General features: G+C 43.5%; 14 protein-coding genes. 11 read left to right on the top strand and 3 right to left on the bottom strand.

Translation table 11 applies throughout. The features are described 5' to 3' along the window. Positions 1-77 precede the first annotated feature (77 nt). The 3 genes from trpS to scpB all read left to right on the top strand — a co-directional run bounded on the left by trpS (position 78) and on the right by scpB (position 2,601). The gene (gene trpS, locus B0682_RS07865) at positions 78-1,121 is read left to right on the top strand and encodes a tryptophan--tRNA ligase (RefSeq protein WP_078308022.1); all 1,044 of its coding nucleotides are present in this window, start codon (positions 78-80) and stop codon (positions 1,119-1,121) included. Positions 1,122-1,150: 29 nt separating this feature from the next. Further along, entirely contained in the window at positions 1,151-1,966 is an 816-nt protein-coding gene (locus B0682_RS07870; RefSeq protein ID WP_078308130.1) for a segregation and condensation protein A, read from the top strand. An 83-nt stretch (positions 1,967-2,049) separates the two neighbouring features. Beyond that, on the top strand, positions 2,050-2,601 hold the full coding sequence (gene scpB, locus B0682_RS07875; protein ID WP_411350818.1) for an SMC-Scp complex subunit ScpB: 552 nt from the start codon (positions 2,050-2,052) through the stop codon (positions 2,599-2,601). On the opposite strand, the gene prfB is transcribed toward scpB, so the two are convergent. Both prfB and B0682_RS07885 read right to left on the bottom strand, forming a co-directional pair. Then, a protein-coding gene (gene prfB, locus B0682_RS07880; protein WP_143823328.1) for a peptide chain release factor 2 occupies positions 2,590-3,685 on the bottom strand; the annotation gives its coding sequence in 2 pieces (ribosomal slippage) (positions 2,590-3,612 and positions 3,614-3,685; 1,095 coding nt in all). The two genes, scpB and prfB, sit on opposite strands and share 12 nt — an antisense overlap. Before the next feature lie 90 nt (positions 3,686-3,775). Beyond that, positions 3,776-4,477 carry an HAD family hydrolase gene (locus B0682_RS07885; protein WP_078308133.1) on the bottom strand — a complete coding sequence of 234 codons (702 nt, stop codon included), beginning with the start codon at positions 4,475-4,477 and terminating at the stop codon, positions 3,776-3,778. Positions 4,478-4,707: 230 nt separating this feature from the next. Between B0682_RS07885 and B0682_RS07890 the strand changes: the two genes are divergently transcribed. Next, the gene (locus B0682_RS07890) at positions 4,708-5,502 is read left to right on the top strand and encodes a hypothetical protein (RefSeq protein ID WP_078308026.1); all 795 of its coding nucleotides are present in this window, start codon (positions 4,708-4,710) and stop codon (positions 5,500-5,502) included. Here the strand turns inward: B0682_RS07890 and B0682_RS07895 are convergent. Next, positions 5,480-6,034: a gamma carbonic anhydrase family protein gene (locus B0682_RS07895; RefSeq protein WP_078308028.1), complete on the bottom strand. Its 555-nt coding sequence runs from the start codon at positions 6,032-6,034 to the stop codon at positions 5,480-5,482. The two genes, B0682_RS07890 and B0682_RS07895, sit on opposite strands and share 23 nt — an antisense overlap. 104 nt (positions 6,035-6,138) lie before the next feature. Here B0682_RS07895 and B0682_RS07900 point away from each other — a divergent pair, with 104 nt between their 5' ends. The 7 genes from B0682_RS07900 (at position 6,139) to greA (ending at position 14,920) form a co-directional block, all read left to right on the top strand. After that, positions 6,139-7,230, top strand: a complete 1,092-nt coding sequence (locus B0682_RS07900; protein ID WP_078308030.1) for a DUF475 domain-containing protein — start codon at positions 6,139-6,141, stop codon at positions 7,228-7,230. Positions 7,231-7,495: 265 nt separating this feature from the next. Then, positions 7,496-8,725, top strand: coding sequence for a glutamine-hydrolyzing carbamoyl-phosphate synthase small subunit (carA, locus tag B0682_RS07905; RefSeq protein ID WP_078308032.1), 1,230 nt, complete (start codon positions 7,496-7,498; stop codon positions 8,723-8,725). A gap of 91 nt (positions 8,726-8,816) precedes the next feature. Next, positions 8,817-9,761: a restriction endonuclease gene (locus B0682_RS07910; protein ID WP_078308034.1), complete on the top strand. Its 945-nt coding sequence runs from the start codon at positions 8,817-8,819 to the stop codon at positions 9,759-9,761. Continuing rightward, positions 9,758-10,429 (top strand): Fic family protein, encoded by a 672-nt coding sequence (locus tag B0682_RS07915; RefSeq protein WP_205760124.1) that lies wholly within the window; start codon positions 9,758-9,760, stop codon positions 10,427-10,429. The genes B0682_RS07910 and B0682_RS07915 overlap by 4 nt, the downstream gene beginning before the upstream one ends. Before the next feature lie 65 nt (positions 10,430-10,494). Next, the gene (locus tag B0682_RS07920) at positions 10,495-11,004 is read left to right on the top strand and encodes an isoprenylcysteine carboxyl methyltransferase family protein (RefSeq protein ID WP_078308035.1); all 510 of its coding nucleotides are present in this window, start codon (positions 10,495-10,497) and stop codon (positions 11,002-11,004) included. Positions 11,005-11,058: 54 nt separating this feature from the next. Further along, a complete protein-coding gene (gene carB / locus B0682_RS07925; RefSeq protein ID WP_078308037.1) occupies positions 11,059-14,316 on the top strand; it encodes a carbamoyl-phosphate synthase large subunit in 3,258 nt (1,085 codons plus the stop codon). Between the two features lie 127 nt (positions 14,317-14,443). Next, the gene (gene greA, locus B0682_RS07930; RefSeq protein ID WP_078308038.1) at positions 14,444-14,920 is read left to right on the top strand and encodes a transcription elongation factor GreA; all 477 of its coding nucleotides are present in this window, start codon (positions 14,444-14,446) and stop codon (positions 14,918-14,920) included. Positions 14,921-15,044: the final 124 nt, after the last annotated feature.

The raw sequence follows: 15,044 nt of genomic DNA on the forward strand, positions 1-15,044 counted from the left end.
TCAATAGACAATAGAAACACACTGAAATACTGACATATTGGAACATTAAAAGACAACATTAAGAGACGAGATATAGTATGACCACTGCAAGCAAACGCATTCTCACTGGCATCACCACCACAGGCATTCCCCATTTGGGCAACTATGTGGGAGCCATTCGCCCTGCCATTCGTTCAGTACAAAATCACGATGATGCCTTTTTCTTTTTGGCAGATTATCATGGCATCATCAAATGCCATGACCCTGAACAAATTCACGCTTCTACCAAAGCCATTGCTGCCACATGGTTGGCGTGTGGACTTGACCCTGAGCAAGTAACGTTTTATCGCCAATCTGACATACCAGAAATTCCTGAGCTTGCGTGGATACTCAACTGCAGTTGTGCTAAGGGGCTAATGAACCGAGCCCATGCTTACAAAGCCACTGTCGATGCCAATGCTGATAAATCTGATGTTGACCCTGACCATGGCATCACCATGGGCTTGTTTGGTTATCCTGTGTTGATGGCAGCAGACATATTGATGTTCAACGCCACCCACATTCCTGTTGGTAAAGACCAAGTACAACACATTGAAATGGCTCGTGACATCGCTGGCACATTTAACTTTAAATACAACGAGTTGTTTACCTTGCCCACCGCTGTGGTGGATGAAAACATGCCATTATTAACAGGCTTAGACGGCCGCAAAATGAGCAAAAGCTATGGCAACACCATTCCACTATTTGGCGACAATCCACACACAGATGGCGAAAAAGCCCTAAAAAAAGCAGTGATGCGAATTGTTACCAACTCACAACTGCCCGAAGAACCCAAAGACCCCAATGACAGCACGATTTTTGAGATTTATAAGGCGTTTGCCACGGCAGATGAGATTGCCCAATTACGCCATCATTTTGAGCAAGGCATTGGGTGGGGTGAAGCCAAAGAGATTTTATTTAACAAAATCAATGATGAGATTGCCCCATTTCGTGAGCGTTACCATCATTTAATGGCAAACCCTAAAGAATTAGAACACATCTTACAAATGGGGGCAGAAAAAGCACGTCGCCATAGCCGAAAACAACTGGATAAAACACGCCGAGCGATTGGCATTAAACCGTTGGCGAAGTTAAAAAATTAATTGTGGCTCATCAATGGTTCAAACCGCCCATGACCAATCTATCCATTCGACTTTATCAAACTGTTGTCCAGTCACTGCCTGAAGATTTATACATTCCGCCACAAGCCTTTGCCATTTGGCTTGAGCAGTTTGAAGGGCCACTGGATTTTTTGTTGTATTTGGTAAAAAAAAATAACTTCGACATCACCGAAACTGCCATTTTGCCCATTACTGAGCAGTACCTTGGATATATCAAAGAGCTGGACGAAGCCCATTTTGAACTGGCAGGGGACTATCTGTTGATGGCATCGACATTGATTGCCATCAAATCAGAATTGCTATTACCCAAACCAGATGTCAATGACGATGAGCATGACCCAAAAGCTGAGCTAATTGAGCGACTAGAAGCATACGCCCAAATCAAAGAAGCCAGTCGCCGTTTAGACGCACTGGTTCGCCTTGAGCGAGATGTGTTTTTGGCATTTGCCAGTTTGCCCAATCCTGAAGCGTTGGCAAAAGCTCATTTAGACAATCAGCCACCCTACCCTGCAACCCTGCTGACTGATAGTTTGCTTAAAATGCAATTAAAACCCAATCATCACATGCACCATATTAAGGCTGATATCGTACCCCTTGCTGACCGTATGGCGACGATTAGCCGAATGCTGGCAACTCAAGGGCAAAGCACATTTTTTGATATTTTGGATAAATCACAAGGCAAACTTGGCATTGTGGTGAGTTTTGTGGCAGTTTTGGAACTGGCAAAACAGCGAATGATTGAATTTTTGCTTGATGAAAAAAATGCGGTTGAGATGAATGGTTTCACATTAATCTGGGTAAATCAAGATTTGGGTAAATTAAATTGAGATTTTTTTTAATTAAAATCAGCACAGACAAAAACACCATATGCTTTCAATAACATACTCTCAATAAGGACAGAATATTGACCATTGCATTGCATACGTTTAACCAACAACACCAATCTGCCCAAAGCCACAGCAAAGCCATTGAAGCGATTTTGCACGCATCAGAAACCCCCATGCCTGCCAAACAGTTACGCCAACATCTTAACATCAGCCAAAATCAGCTGGACATGGCGTTGATGGTGTTGCAAGAACGGTTGTCCCTTGGTGCATTGACTTTAGCACACACCGCCACAGGCTATCGATTGCAAATCGCCAACGAATTTAGCCCAATTATCCAAAAAGTCTTTCCACAACGCCAAGAAAACTTAAGCCAAGCCCTACTTGAGACCTTAAGCGTGATTGCCTATAGACAGCCTGTGACTCGTGGTGATATTGAAATGGTGCGTGGGGTAACGGTATCGTCACATATTTTGCGTCAGTTGTTTGATAAAAGATGGATTATTGAAAAAGGTCATCGTGAAAGCATCGGTCGCCCTGCCTTATTACACACAACCGATGAATTTTTGGTGGCATTTGGATTAGATAGTTTGGCTCAACTGCCACCACTGCCTGATATGCAAGCCTCACAACCCTGATTTTAGACTCGCTTCAATAAACTGGTCTAAATCACCATCTAGCACCGCTCCTGTGTTAAAGCTTTCAACACCTGTGCGTAAATCTTTGATGCGTGAATCATCAAGCACATAAGAGCGGATTTGACTTCCCCAACCAATATCAGATTTACTGTCTTCTAAGGCTTGCTGAGTTTCCATGCGTTTTTGCATTTCTCGTTCATAAAGTTTGGCTCTGAGCATTTTCATGGCGGTGTCTTTATTGGCATGTTGACTACGCTCATTTTGACACGCCGCCACAATGCCTGTAGGCTCATGGGTGATGCGTACCGCTGAGTCAGTGGTGTTGACGTGCTGACCACCTGCTCCGCTTGAACGGTAAGTGTCTATGCGTAAATCTGCTGGATTGATGTCAATGTCGATGTTGTCATCAATTTCTGGGGACACAAACACCGATGCAAAAGATGTATGGCGACCATTGTTGCTGTCAAAGGGTGATTTACGCACCAAACGGTGTACCCCTGTTTCGGTACGCAACCAACCAAAGGCATAATCGCCCTTAATATGCAAAGTTGCTGACTTGATGCCTGCCACGCTACCATCTGACACTTCCACCACATCAACTTTAAAGCCGTGAGCATCACTCCAGCGGGTGTACATTCTTAACAGCATTTGAGCCCAGTCTTGGGCTTCTGTACCGCCAGAGCCTGACTGAATGTCTAAATAACAATGATTAGCGTCCATATCACCATTAAACATGCGTTTAAATTCCAAGTCTTCTACTCGGGTTTGGGCTTTGTCCAACTCAGCTTGTACGTCTTTTAGCAAGCTTGCTTCTTTCGCTTCTACTGCTAACTCTAGCATGGCTTTGGCATCTTCTAAAATGCTGTCTAACTGGTCAATGACATCAATCACGCCATCTAGCTGGGCTTTTTCTTTACTGATTTTGGTGGCAAGGTCAGGGTCATGCCAAATATTTGGATTTTCTAGCTCCAAATTCACCTCTTCTAACCGCTCTTGTTTACCAGCAATGTCAAAGATACCCCCGTAACGCTTGCCCACGTTGGCTTAAGTCTTTGATTTGCTCTTGATAACTGTTGATTTCCATGATGCCATTCCAAAATATCAAATAAAAAGGGGGTTAAATAAAAACGGGTAAATAAAAAAGACATAGTGTAGCAAAATTGGCAAGCTTTTGCTAAATCGACCAATCTTCCACCGCCCAGCCATGAGCCAAGGCATGGGCTTGCAACACATCATCAGGAGTTATGCACACAGGCACGTCCGCCCATTTTAATAATGGCAAGTCGTTTTTTGAATCCGAATAGGCATACGTTTTATCAAAGGTGATGCCTTTTTTTGCCTTGGTATCTAGCCATTTTTGTAAATGATATAGCTTGCCTGTTTGAAAGTTGGGTTTATCGGTGAGCTTGCCTGTGTACCGTTCGTTGCAGATTTCCAGTGGGGTGGCCAACACCTTATCAGCTGACACGCCCACTGCGTCGGCAATGACACTGACCACAAAGTCATTGGTTGCAGAAATGATGACCACGTCATGCCCTTGCCCTTGATGCCAACGCATGGCATTAAGGGCTTGTGGGCGAACATGGGGTAAGATTTCACTTTGCAGATAATCGGCTCGAATGCGACACAACTCAGGTAACGGCAGACTTGCCAAAAATTGGGCGACAAACTCGTTATATTCGGTGGCATCTAACGTGCCTGCCACATACTGTTCATAAAACGCTTGATTGGCGGTGCGGTAGCTGGCTTCGTCCACCAACCCTTTTTTAACCAGATATTCCCCCCAAGCATGGTCGCTATCAATGTCTAAAATGGTGTGGTCTAAATCAAACAATGCCAATACAGAGCTTGAATGCGGTTTGTGTCTTTCTGGCATGACGGCGCTCCTTTTATCAGTTTTATCAGCAAACATCAACATGATGTTTTCTAAGACGCTTTATCGTGTATTCATAACGATTCATAATAACAGAAGAAATCATTAAATTTAGTCAACAAAAAAAATAATTCTGCTTACTTTTTAGCAAAAAATTTAGCAAATCATTTGGCAAATAGGATACAATCAAATTACTCAACATTTATCATCTAACTGATTAAACGCTCAACATCATGAATTCATTAAACCACACCAGCCACCATCATACCCAGCACAATCCTACCGATTTAGAGCAACCCATTTTACCGACAGTTGTTGACATGGTTGATAAAAACATGGTTGATAACGACATGGTCGACATTGAGATTGATTTTACACAAAATAAAGACACCCGTTCACATCAACCATTCATCAAGTACTCTGTGGGGCAACCTACGGGGAAAATCGTGGCTTTACCAAGCACCTTTTCATCAACCAGCTTTGCATCAACCAGCTTAATGAATTCAACAGCCCCCAGCACATCAAAATCAAAGGCTTCCACGTTATCTGATTCTACTTTATCCGCTTCTGCTCTATCGGTCTCTACTTATACCCCGTCCACTTCCACCATGCCTAAACATGTGAGCAACAGCCCTGCTGTGGTCAACGCATCTGCCAGAAGACGACAGTCCCACACCCAACAACAAGAACAACAAGGTGTGACCGACCATTTGTTTTATGCGTTTATCTGTGGCGTGATGTTAGGCATGGTTGGTGGACTGATTGACGTGATGTTGATGGTCATTGGTTCTTTAACCACCACCATATCAACAATTCAGTGGCTATTTACCCCCATTTTGGCAGTGATGGGCGTGCTGTTGGGATTGTTCGCTGGCAATCATGCTGGCGGGCATGCCATGCAGCTGTTTCATGTCTTCGGGTCGGATAATTTCCCTGGCAACAATGATGATGCAGGGATTTTTAAAGCCATTGGTTTTGGGCTTATGTTATCCTGCTTAGGCTATGTTATGTTGATGATGATGGCATGATGTCAGATGGCATGGGCGTGAGTGTCTGAGCAAACTGTCTGGCCTTTTGTATGTATTGCTTGGCAGATTGTTGCAACATGGTGATTTGCTCTTCACTTAAGGTTTTAACCACTTTGGCAGGACTGCCCATGACCAACGAATTGTCAGGAATGATTTTGTTTTCTGTAACCAGCGATTTTGCCCCAATGACACAGTTTTTGCCTATTTTAGCATGATTCAGCACCACCGAACCAATGCCAATTAAGCTGTTATCTCCCACTTCACAGCCATGTAACATCGCCATGTGTCCGATGGTCACATAACGACCGACATTAACAGGTATGCCCACATCGGTATGAATGACGCTGTTTTCTTGCACATTACTGCCTTTACCAAGGTGAATGTGGTCATTATCCCCACGAATGACCGCCCCAAACCACACGCTGACATCTTGCTCGATGGCAACATCACCGATGATTCGAGCGGTCGGTGCTATCCAGCCGTTAAATGGGGTGGCCAGCGTTGGTGAAAGGTCTTTAAACGTGTATAACATGATGATTTCCTTAAAAATATATAACAAATCTTATCTTTGTTATCATATCGTCATGCTAAAATTCTGCCAAATTTATTTTATAAGTTTATTTGACGAGATTTTTTATGCTAAAACACTTTGGTTTTGACATCATTTTTACGCTCATTTGCTTGTTGGTCGCCAGCTGGTGGGGGTTTTCTCATGGTGGCATGGCAGGGCTTATCACTGCGTTATCGGTGACGCTGATGCTAGCGATATTGGAGATTTCTTTGTCTTTTGATAATGCGGTGGTCAATGCGTCGGTACTAAAAGGGTGGAATGCTTTTTGGAAAAAGATATTTTTAACCGTGGGTATTTTGATTGCGGTGTTTGGCATGCGATTGGTGTTTCCCATTGTCATTGTGGCAGTAACAGCAGACTTAGGGTTGATGGAAGTCATGCAGTTGGCACTGAAGCAACCTGATGTTTATGCCGATAAACTCAATGCTCACCACGCTGAAATCAGTGCCTTTGGAGGCATGTTCTTATTATTGGTATTTTTAAAGTTCATGTTTGGGGATAAAGAACATTTATGGTTTGCTTGGCTTGAGCGTCAGTTTTTACAATTTAGCAGTGTTGATGCCATTGCTATTTTTGTGGCATTGTGTGTGTTAATGCTGTCATTGACTTTGGTAGATGACAGCAAGCAAGCCGTGGTGCTCAGTGCTGGGGTATGGGGCGTGTTGATTTATTTGGCGGTGTCAGTGCTGTCTGCGCTACTAGAAGGCAATGATAACCATGATGTTCATACGGAGAATGACACTGATGCCAATACGGGCAAGCAAAATCATGGCACAGCTGGACTGTCTCCTGCTATTTTAAAGGGGGGCATGGTTGGCTTTGTTTATTTGGAGATTTTAGATGCGTCGTTTAGTTTTGATGGGGTGATTGGGGCATTCGCCATCACCAATGACGTGATTATCATCATGTTAGGCTTGGCGATTGGGGCGATGTTTGTGCGTTCGATGACCATTTTTTTGGTAGATAAAGGCACGCTGAGCGAATATGTTTATCTGGAGCATGGGGCTCACTATGCCATCGGTGCGTTGGCAATCATCATGCTGTTGTCAGCTCGTTTTCACATTCCCGAGCTGGTAACAGGCAGTATCGGCATTGTGTTTATTGGTTTGTCATTGTGGCATTCGATTGCATATAATAAAAAGTTGTCTGATGGGTAGCCAAAAGGTGTGATTGTCGCTATAATACGCAAAATCTAAAACAGCGAGTTGACCTATGAAAAAGCAAACCGCCTGTCCACGTATTCATACTGGATTAGGGTTGCTTTTTTTATAGTCTTCTCGTTTTTTTGTGGGTAAATTTTAGCAAAATTTACCAAAAAACAAACCAATCATGACTGACCATAAACTGCCCCTGTTTTGAGATGACCCTATTTTTATGCCCTTTATTTTTTTACCCCCTTTATTCGTCAACGGGAGATGAGATATGACCAAAGCGACAACCAAAGCCATTTTAGCCCTCGCTGACGGTACAATTTTTCACGGCATCAGCATTGGTGCAATGGGCAGTAGCGTTGGCGAAGTGGTATTTAACACCGCCATGACAGGCTATCAAGAAATCCTAACCGACCCAAGCTACGCCAAACAACTGGTAACCTTAACCTACCCACACATTGGCAACACAGGCACCAACAGCGAAGACGGCGAGTCTGGCAGTGAACATCGCATTTGGGCATCAGGGCTGATTATCCGTGATGCCACCATCATCAGTTCAAGTTTTCGCAACGATGAATCACTCACCGACTTTCTACAACGCCATGACACCGTTGCCATCGCCGAAATTGACACCCGAAAGCTGACCCGAATTTTGCGTGATAAAGGGGCTCAGCACGGTTGTATTTATACCATAGACAGCGACACGGACATCACAGCTGACGATGAAAACAAAGCGGTGCAACTTGCCAAAGAGTTTGCAGGCTTGACGGGGCTTGATTTGGCAAAAGAATGCTGCCACCCACAAGGATTTGAATGGACACAAGGCACTTGGGAACTTGCTGACAACCCTGCCACCACCGCCAAATATGGCAAAACAGACAGCCCAACAGGGGGTTATTTTAAACAGCTTGGCAAACACATTGATAAAAAATTTCATGTGGTAGCCTATGATTTTGGCACAAAAACCAACATTCTACGCATGCTGGTGGATAGGGGCTGTCATGTGACGGTTGTCCCTGCCCAAACACCAATTAGCGAGGTTTTGGCGAAAAATCCTGATGGCATTTTTCTCTCCAACGGCCCTGCTGACCCTGCCGCCTGCACCTATGCCATTGACAATATCAGACACATCATTGAGCAAACGGACATTCCAACTTTTGGTATCTGCTTGGGGCATCAATTATTGGGTCTGGCCAGTGGGGCAAAAACCATCAAAATGAAATCAGGGCATCATGGGGCAAACCACCCTGTGCAAAATTTGGCAGATGGCACGGTGATGATAACATCACAAAATCATGGCTTTGCCATTGATGAAGCGACCTTACCTGCCAATGTTAAAGCCACGCATCGCTCACTGTTTGATGGCACAAATCAAGGTATTGAGTTGACCGATAAACCTGCATTTGGCTTTCAAGGACACCCAGAAGCCAGCCCCGGCCCGCATGATTGTTCAGCTTTGTTTGATAGATTTATTATGGAGATGCAAAAGGCGGAAGTGTGAATTTGGGCAGTGACATTTTGGACGGTAAATTGGGTGCATTTGCTTTATGAAATACACCATCTAAAATAACTTGCTCTTTTGGAAAACTGTTATGAATTTTAATAATCGTGAATACCGTGATAAATGCCGTGCTTTAACATTAAAACTGATGGGTGATAATAAAGTTCGTAAACGCCAAGAGATTTATCAAGGCGTCATTCAATTGGGGGAATTTTCTGAGGAAATTTTGACCCTACGCTTTAATCATGGTCAGCCAAAAGTGGAAAATGCCATCGCTTGGTCAATCACCTCTCTAACCAAAGCAGGCATCTTAAATCGCATCAGTAAAGCCACCTATCAAATCACACCCATTGGTTTAAAAATGGCACAGCTTTGGCAAGATAAAACAGAAATTAGCGAAAAACTGTATGATGAAGCTGATTTACCTGATTGGAAAAGTTATTTAAAAAGTAGAGCAGAGATTAAACATAAAGAAAAATCATCAGGCAAATCCGCCATTAAAACTGATGATAATGATGACATGGATTTTGAAACCCAAGCTAAAAATGCCATTAAAAATCTTGAAACAGAAATTTCGGTTGAACTGTTAAATAAATTGCAACAAGGCACGCCTTTATTTTTTGAAAAATCAGTATTAAAGTTATTGCTTGCCATGGGATATGGCGGTAAAGAAAACTTGTTTGAACATACTGGCAAATCACACGATGGTGGCATTGATGGGGTCATCAAACAAGACCCATTAGGCATTCAAAATATCTACATTCAAGCCAAAAGATATGCCAGTGATAACATGATTGGTTCAAAAGAATTACAATCCTTTTCAGGGGCATTACAGGGCAATGGCGTGGAACGGGGTGTGTTTATCACCACATCATCATTTACCAAATCCGCCCAAGGATTTTCTCAAAAATTATTAGGCAGAATTGTCCTGATTGATGGGCAAGAGCTGGTTGGTTTGATGATTAAATATAAAGTGGGCATTCAAGTCAAAGAAGTGCTTGAAATTTGTGAAATTGATGAAGATTTTTTTGAATGAATATGCCCATCATGTTTGCTGACAAATTCAACCTAAGCCTTGAACAAAATCGGTTTTTGGCGAAAAAAAACATCGTTGAAGTCATTCACAGCATGTCACGCTTGGAAAATGTCAATACCACTTTTCCCCAGACCAAAACCATTATTGATGGCATGAGTGTGAGCGGCATTTCAACCCATGACATGCAAGTGCTGTTAAATCTAAAAAATGCGTGGCAATTTATTTTATCATCGGACAGTCAATTTGACCTGGCATTTGCGTGCAAAGTCAATGGCTTTGTGACATACAATGAAAGTTTGGCGTGGGGTGAGCTAAGAACTGGCAATGTTGGCATTAGTGGCGTGAGTTTTGTGCCAGACATTCCGCTTAAAAATAAGGTTGAACAAGCATTAAATGAATTGAATCACTTACCCATATCAAACACGCATCGTATTTTAAAAACCATGTATTATATGATGCGACATCAATTATTTTGGGACGGTAATAAACGCACAGCAATGATTTGTACCAATTACGAACTTATCATGGCAGGTTGTGGCGTGTTAAATATCAATGAAAATCAACTTGAAACATGGCATACATTATTATCAGCATTTTATGAAAGCAACGATGATAACAAGATTGTGGCGTGGACTTATGAGAATTGTTTATATGGCATGACAGTCTAAAACATCATTCATTAAAAATACCATTAATCCGATTTATATTTTCAATTTCAATGGAAAAAACATCAATGACAATGATTTTAAGCATTTTAATCCTATTTTTTATCATCAGACTGTTATTTTTAGCCGTCTCCATTAAACATGAAAAAGCCTTGATTGCCAAAGGGGCAACACAATACGGAAAAACCAATTCCACGGTGCTTGCGGTGGTTCATACGCTTTATTATTTGGCGTGTTTTATCTCGGTATGGCTTTTTGACACTGCTTTTAATGGCATATCCTTGGTTGGTACGCTGATGGTAGGTGCTTCATTTGTGATATTGGCGTTGATTATCAAGCAGTTGGGGGAGATTTGGACGGTTAAAATCTATATTTTACCAGAACATCAAATTAATCGTTCGTGGTTATTTAAAACATTTCGCCACCCCAATTATTTTTTAAACATCATACCTGAACTGATTGGCATCGCCTTATTGTGTCAAGCGTGGTATGTGTTATTGATTGGCCTGCCCATTTATTTGCTGGTCTTATTTAAGCGTATCCGTCAAGAAGAACAAGCGATGGCAACACTTTTTTAACCCATTTTATCAATCAAAAAAATTATCAATAATTTATCAACAAAGAGAACCACCATGCCAAAGCGTACCGACATTAAATCCATTCTTATCATCGGTGCAGGCCCCATTGTCATCGGACAAGCCTGTGAATTTGACTATTCAGGCGCCCAAGCCTGCAAAGCCTTAAAAGAAGAAGGCTATCGGGTGATTTTGGTAAACTCAAATCCTGCCACCATCATGACCGACCCGTCCATGGCTGATGCCACTTATATTGAACCGATTACCTGGCAGACGGTAGAGCAAATCATTGCCAAAGAGCGTCCTGATGCCATTTTGCCAACCATGGGCGGACAGACGGCACTTAACTGTGCGCTTGACCTTGACAAACATGGCGTGCTTGCCAAATATGGCTGTGAGCTGATTGGGGCGACCAAAGAAGCCATTGAAAAAGCCGAAGACCGTGAACTGTTTGATAAAGCCATGAAAAAAATCGGTCTGGAATGCCCCAAAGCAGAAATTGCACAGAGCATGGATGATGCTTTTGCCATTCAAGCTAAGGTTGGTTTTCCGTGCATTATCCGCCCATCATTCACCATGGGGGGTTCTGGGGGTGGCATTGCTTATAACCGTGAGGAGTTTATTGAGATTTGTGAGCGTGGGTTTGACTTATCACCCACCCATCAGCTGCTCATTGACGAGAGTTTAATCGGTTGGAAAGAGTATGAAATGGAGGTGGTGCGTGATAAAAACGACAACTGCATCATCGTCTGTTCCATTGAAAACTTTGACCCCATGGGCGTACATACAGGCGATTCCATCACCGTCGCCCCTGCCCAAACCTTAACCGACAAAGAATACCAAATCATGCGTAATGCGTCCATCGCTGTGTTGCGTGAGATTGGTGTGGAGACAGGTGGCTCAAATGTCCAATTTGGCATCAATCCAAAAACAGGGCGTATGGTGGTGATTGAGATGAACCCACGAGTCAGCCGTTCATCAGCATTGGCATCTAAGGCGACAGGCTTTCCCATTGCCAAAATCGCTGCCAAACTTGCCGTCGGCTATACCCTAGATGAGCTAAAAAATGACATCACAGGGGGCAAAACCCCAGCGAGTTTTGAGCCTGCCATTGACTATGTGGTTACCAAAATGCCACGCTTTAACTTTGAAAAATTCCCCCAAGCTGAGAGCGTGCTAACCACTCAAATGAAATCAGTTGGCGAGGTGATGGCAATTGGTCGTAATTTTCAAGAATCCATGCAAAAGGCACTGCGTGGTCTGGAAATAGGGGCGACAGGCTTTGATGAGCAATTAGACTTTGAACAAAATGATGACAGCATCATCAGCACCTTAAAACTCAAACTCAAAACCCCCACCCCAGAACGCATTTTTTATATCGCTGATGCACTGCGTTTTGGCTTATCGGTTGATGATGTTTTTGCTGACACCAACATTGACCCATGGTTTTTGGTGCAAATTGAGGACATTGTTCATACAGAAAATCAGCTAAAAACCCTTGGCATGGGCGACTTAACCCCCAATTTACTACGCCGTCTTAAACGAAAAGGCCTCTCCGATGCACGCATTGCCAAATTGATGGGCGTGTCTGAAAAACAATTTCGCAAAACCCGTTGGAACATGGGCATTTATCCTGTGTACAAACGGGTGGATACTTGTGCCGCTGAGTTTGAAACATCAACCGCTTATATGTACTCAACATATGATGAAGAGTGCGAGGCCAACCCATCAAATAAAGACAAAATCATGGTCATCGGTGGCGGCCCTAACCGTATCGGACAAGGCATTGAGTTTGATTATTGCTGTGTCCACGCCGCCCTTGCCATGCGTGAAGATGGCTATGAGACCATCATGGTGAACTGTAACCCTGAGACCGTTTCAACCGACTATGACACATCAGACCGTTTGTATTTTGAGCCAATTACCCTAGAAGATGTGCTTGAAATCGTACGCACCGAAAATCCTAAGGGCGTGATTGTGCAATATGGCGGACAAACGCCACTAAAACTTGCCCGCAGTCTTGAACAAGCAGGCGTTCCCATCATTGGCACAAGTCCTGATGCCATTGACCGAGCCGAAGACCGTGAACGCTTTTTACACATGATACAAAAATTGGGTTTGACACAACCCAATAACAGCATCGTTAAATCCTTTGAAGAGGGCATATCAGAAGCCACCAAAGTAGGCTACCCCTTAGTTGTACGCCCATCGTATGTTTTGGGCGGTCGTGCCATGGAGATTGTCTATAACGAAGATGAACTTAAACGCTACTTGCGTGATGCGGTGCAAGCGTCTCATGAAGCGCCTGTCCTGCTTGACCATTTCTTAGATGATGCCATTGAGGTGGATGTGGACTGTGTATCGGACGGCAAAGAGGTGGTGATTGGCGGCATCATGCAACACATTGAACAAGCAGGCGTGCACTCGGGCGATTCTGCTTGCTCCATTCCGCCTTACTCATTAAGTGATGACATTCAAGATGACATGCGTCGCCAAACCGTCGCCATGGCAAAAGAGCTTGGTGTGGTCGGCTTGATGAATGTGCAATTTGCCATCAAAGGTGAAACAGTCTATGTCTTAGAGGTTAACCCAAGAGCGTCTCGCACCGTGCCATTTGTCTCCAAATGTATCGGCGTGTCTTTGGCAAAAATCGCCGCCCGCTGTATGGCAGGACAGACTTTGGCAGAGCAAAACTTCACCCAAGAGATTGTGCCAAGTCATTATTCGGTCAAAGAAGCGGTGTTTCCTTTTGCCAAATTTCCAGGCGTTGACCCCATTCTTGGCCCTGAGATGAAATCCACAGGCGAGGTGATGGGTGTGGGGCAGACCTTTGGTGAGGCTTTTTATAAAGCGGTGACTGGTGGTAACCAAACCATTCCTGGTTTGCCCACCGAAGGTGAGATCAAAACTGTGTTTATCTCAGTACGTGACAGTGATAAGTCCCACCTTGCCAAGGTTGCCCAGCAGTTTAAAGACTATGGCTTTAAGCTGGTGGCAACAGGTGGCACACAAGAATATCTGACCAATCAGGGCATTGAATGCGAGCGTATCAATAAAGTACGTGAAGGCAGACCACACATCTTAGATGCCATCAAAAACGGTGATATTGACATCATCATCAACACCACCGAGGGCAAGCAGGCTCAAGAAGACTCATCATCTATCCGTCGCAATGCGTTGCAAAGTAAAGTATTTTATATGACAACATTAAGTTCAGCCCAAGCCACCGCCACCGCCTATCAGGTGCAGTTACCGTTTGCAGTTTATCAGTTACAAGACTTACATCAATCAACTCACATAAACCAACTTGCATAAACCAGGAGATGCGGTAAAATAGGCATATTATTTTATTGATATCGTGTGTTTGTGTTCATTATGATGATTTATTGACACTGGCAACCTTGCGTTTGCCAGTGTTTATTTATGTTTTTAAGGAAGAATTATGCAACGCTATCCCATGACACCCCAAGGTTACGCTGCTTTAGAAGCAGAACTCAAACAGCTAAAAACCATTGACCGCCCACGCATCACCGCCGCCATTGCCGAAGCTCGTGAACATGGTGATTTAAAAGAAAATGCCGAATACCACGCCGCCCGTGAGCAACAAGGGTTTTGTGAAGCTCGCATTCGTGACATCGAAGCCAAACTTGGCGGGGCTCAAATCATTGACCCTGCCAGCCTGCCACAAGAGGGACGAGTGGTGTTTGGGGTAACCGTTGTGATTGAAAACGTGGATACTGAAGAAGAAAAACGCTACAAGATTGTTGGTGATGATGAAGCTGATTTCAAAGCCAATAAAATTTCCATCAACTCACCCATCGCTCGGGGTTTGATTGGCAAATCAAAAGGGGACGAAGCTCGCATCGAGACACCCAGCGGTGTGGTGGAATATGAAATCATCGAAGTTCTTTATACATAAGACGTCTTTTATCATAAAGGCATATATCATAAAGGCATAACGTCATCAAAGCACCCACATGGGTGCTTTTTTTCAGCTATAATAAAGTGAGCTGTTGATAATAATTGACAATAATGGACGAATA

The sequence above is a fragment of the Lwoffella lincolnii genome, from assembly GCF_002014765.1.
Lineage (GTDB): Bacteria > Pseudomonadota > Gammaproteobacteria > Pseudomonadales > Moraxellaceae > Psychrobacter > Psychrobacter lincolnii.

Excerpts from the sequence above, each read along its gene's own strand:
- B0682_RS07885 (WP_078308133.1), bottom strand. The coding sequence starts at position 4,477 with ATGCCAGAAAGACACAAACCGCATTCAAGCTCTGTATTGGCATTGTTT.
- B0682_RS07910 (WP_078308034.1), top strand. The coding sequence starts at position 8,817 with ATGAATTTTAATAATCGTGAATACCGTGATAAATGCCGTGCTTTAACA.
- B0682_RS07895 (WP_078308028.1), bottom strand. The coding sequence starts at position 6,034 with ATGTTATACACGTTTAAAGACCTTTCACCAACGCTGGCCACCCCATTT.
- greA (WP_078308038.1), top strand. The coding sequence starts at position 14,444 with ATGCAACGCTATCCCATGACACCCCAAGGTTACGCTGCTTTAGAAGCA.
- carB (WP_078308037.1), top strand. The coding sequence starts at position 11,059 with ATGCCAAAGCGTACCGACATTAAATCCATTCTTATCATCGGTGCAGGC.
- B0682_RS07920 (WP_078308035.1), top strand. The coding sequence starts at position 10,495 with ATGACAATGATTTTAAGCATTTTAATCCTATTTTTTATCATCAGACTG.
- carA (WP_078308032.1), top strand. The coding sequence starts at position 7,496 with ATGACCAAAGCGACAACCAAAGCCATTTTAGCCCTCGCTGACGGTACA.
- B0682_RS07870 (WP_078308130.1), top strand. The coding sequence starts at position 1,151 with ATGACCAATCTATCCATTCGACTTTATCAAACTGTTGTCCAGTCACTG.
- trpS (WP_078308022.1), top strand. The coding sequence starts at position 78 with ATGACCACTGCAAGCAAACGCATTCTCACTGGCATCACCACCACAGGC.
- B0682_RS07915 (WP_205760124.1), top strand. The coding sequence starts at position 9,758 with ATGAATATGCCCATCATGTTTGCTGACAAATTCAACCTAAGCCTTGAA.
- B0682_RS07900 (WP_078308030.1), top strand. The coding sequence starts at position 6,139 with ATGCTAAAACACTTTGGTTTTGACATCATTTTTACGCTCATTTGCTTG.
- B0682_RS07890 (WP_078308026.1), top strand. The coding sequence starts at position 4,708 with ATGAATTCATTAAACCACACCAGCCACCATCATACCCAGCACAATCCT.